The organism is Mycobacterium sp., from assembly GCF_049683355.1.
In the GTDB taxonomy this organism is placed as follows: Bacteria; Actinomycetota; Actinomycetes; order Mycobacteriales; family Mycobacteriaceae; genus Mycobacterium.
Genome location: NZ_JBAUJB010000271.1, coordinates 1 through 2,326 on the forward strand (window position 1 = coordinate 1; position 2,326 = coordinate 2,326).

At 69.2% G+C, this 2,326-nt stretch carries 1 protein-coding gene and 2 pseudogenes; 1 reads left to right on the forward strand and 2 read right to left on the reverse strand.

Translation table 11 applies throughout. The features are described from left to right. Together WA944_RS16110 and WA944_RS16115 are read right to left on the reverse strand one after the other, a co-directional pair. Positions 1 to 668 (reverse strand): annotated as a pseudogene (locus WA944_RS16110) (peptidoglycan hydrolase RipC); the annotation flags it as partial. 153 nt (positions 669 to 821) lie between these two features. Beyond that, on the reverse strand, positions 822 to 1,076 hold the full coding sequence (locus WA944_RS16115) for a hypothetical protein (protein WP_370331402.1): 255 nt from the start codon (positions 1,074 to 1,076) through the stop codon (positions 822 to 824). A 134-nt stretch (positions 1,077 to 1,210) separates the two neighbouring features. On the opposite strand from WA944_RS16115, the pseudogene WA944_RS16120 reads away from it, so the two are divergent. After that, a pseudogene (locus WA944_RS16120) lies at positions 1,211 to 2,284 on the forward strand (DEDD exonuclease domain-containing protein); the annotation flags it as partial. Positions 2,285 to 2,326 lie beyond the last annotated feature (42 nt).

Below are 2,326 nucleotides of genomic sequence, written 5' to 3' on the forward strand. Positions count from 1 at the left end.
GGAGGCGGCGGCATCGCGGCGAGCGTCTCGCGCTGGACCGGGGTCAGCGACTCGTACTGCGCCTTGACCACCGCGATCTGCACCTGCAGCTGGCTCTGCTTGGACTGGAGGTCCGCGCGCACGGCGGCGGCCTGCTCGGCGGCCGTCTTCGCCTCGGCGGCCGACGCAGCCGACGCCTGCTCGGCCAGCTGTGTCTGCCGGCCGAGTTCGCGATAGCGCGCCATCTGCGCCTGCATCTCGTGCGCCATCACGCGCTGCACCGACAACTGCTCGATCAGGCCCTGCGGTGACGATGCGGTCAGCATGGCGTCGAAACCGGAGGTGCGCCCGCCCATGTACTGGGCGGCGGCCAGGGTGTCGACCGAGTTCTGGAACGTCGCAAGCTGCTCGCGGGCCGATTCGACGGCCGCGACATCGCTGGCGTGCTTGGCTTCGGCGGCCTGCTGGACCTGCAGCTTGTTGTCGAGATCCAGCTGCGCGGAGTGCATGGCCTCGGTGGTCTGCTCCGCCTGGCGGGACAGTTCGGTCAACTTCGCCAACGCGTCGTCGGCGGGGTCAGCCTGCGCCTGTCCGATCATCACCGAAAGGAGAACGGTCAGCCCGGCTATCGCACTGATGGCGGGTCCCCAAGAACGACGGGTGCTGCTGTGCGCGCGAACGAGCCTCAAGATTTGCGTCCTTCAACTGCCGTAACGGAGCCGTCTCGAACTAACACTCAGGTCTCGGATAGGTTACGAAACGGCATCGGCCTTGTCCATCAGAAGACGCAAATTTAACAGGCGGGACTGTGATGGGCACAACGCTCGCAGCGGCGCGTGTCATCAGGCAACTCCGGTGCCCTTCTCCCGGTGGATCGGGACGAGCCGCAATCTCGGGGCCAGCCCCACATCAGCCAGCACCTCCAACGCCCGACGCTCGTCTACCAGCAAAGTTTCGGGTACGCCGAGCAACACGCTGACGACACAGTCCTGGCAGCCGGAACCGCGCACTGCGCAGTCGTCGCAGTCGATCGTCACCGTCCCGGTCTCGTTGTCCGGGCCGGGCCCATCACCCGGCGGCCGCTGTTCCTGTGCCATCGCACCCGTCCTCTCGATCGGAATCATCCGCACGGTATAGAGCGGTACCGACAAGTCCGCGCCACGGCGATCGGGGAAACCGACATGCGGCGCAGCTGCCGGGGTTTGTCAGGGGTGGCGCTTACCTTCGGCGCATGGGTCAGCTCAGCTTTGCGGACGTCGATCCGCTCGCCGACCCGACGCTTCGGGAGACCACGTTCGTGGTCGTCGATCTGGAGACCACCGGCGGCCGGCCCACCGGTGACAGAGCCGACGCGATCACCGAGATCGGCGCGGTCAAGGTCCGCGCCGGCGAGATCCTGGGCGAGTTCGCCACCCTGGTCGACCCGGGGCGCGCCATCCCGCCTCAGATCGTCGCGTTGACCGGCATCACCTCGGCGATGGTGTACGACGCACCGACGATCGACCGGGTGCTCCCGTCGTTCCTCGAGTTCTGCCGGGGCGCGGTGCTGGTCGCGCACAATGCCGGTTTCGACATCGGGTTCCTGCGCGCTGCGGCCGAACGTGGCCATTTCCCGTGGCCGAAGCCGCCGGTGCTGTGCACCGTCCGGCTGGCACGCCGCGTGCTCACCCGCGACGAGGCGCCCAGCGTGCGCCTGGGCGCCCTCGCCTCCCTGTTCGGCGCCTCGACCACTCCCAACCACCGCGCGCTCGAAGACGCCCGGGCCACCGTCGACGTTCTGCACGGGCTCATCGAGCGCGTCGGCAACCAGGGGGTGCACACCTACGCCGAGCTGCGGTCGTATCTGCCGGATGTGACGCCGGCGCAGCGCAGCAAGCGCCACCTCGCCCACAGCCTGCCCAGGGCCCCCGGCGTGTACCTGTTCCGGGGGCCTTCGGCGGAGGTGCTCTACGTCGGCACCGCCGTCGATCTGCGGCGCCGGGTGTCGCAATACTTCAACGGCGCCGACCCGAGGACCCGGATCAAGGAGATGGCGTCGCTGGCCACCGCGGTCGACCACGTCGAGTGCGCACACGAACTCGAGGCCGGGGTTCGGGAGCTACGGCTGCTGGCCGCCCACGCGCCGCCGTACAACCGGCGGTCCAAGTTCCCCCAGCGCTGGTGGTGGGTGCAGCTGACCGACGAGGCATTCCCGCGGTTCTCGGCGGTCCGCGCGCCCCGCAGCGGCAGCGCCGTCGGGCCCTTCCGGTCCCGTGCCGACGCGTTGGCGGCGGCGGCGCTGATGGCCCGGTTCACCGGTGTGCGCGAGCTCTGACTCCAGAGCAGGAAGCGCTGGTATCGACACCGT

Bases quoted from the DNA above. Each gene is read 5' to 3' on its own strand.
- WA944_RS16115 (WP_370331402.1), bottom strand. From the start codon at position 1,076: ATGGCACAGGAACAGCGGCCGCCGGGTGATGGGCCCGGCCCGGACAAC.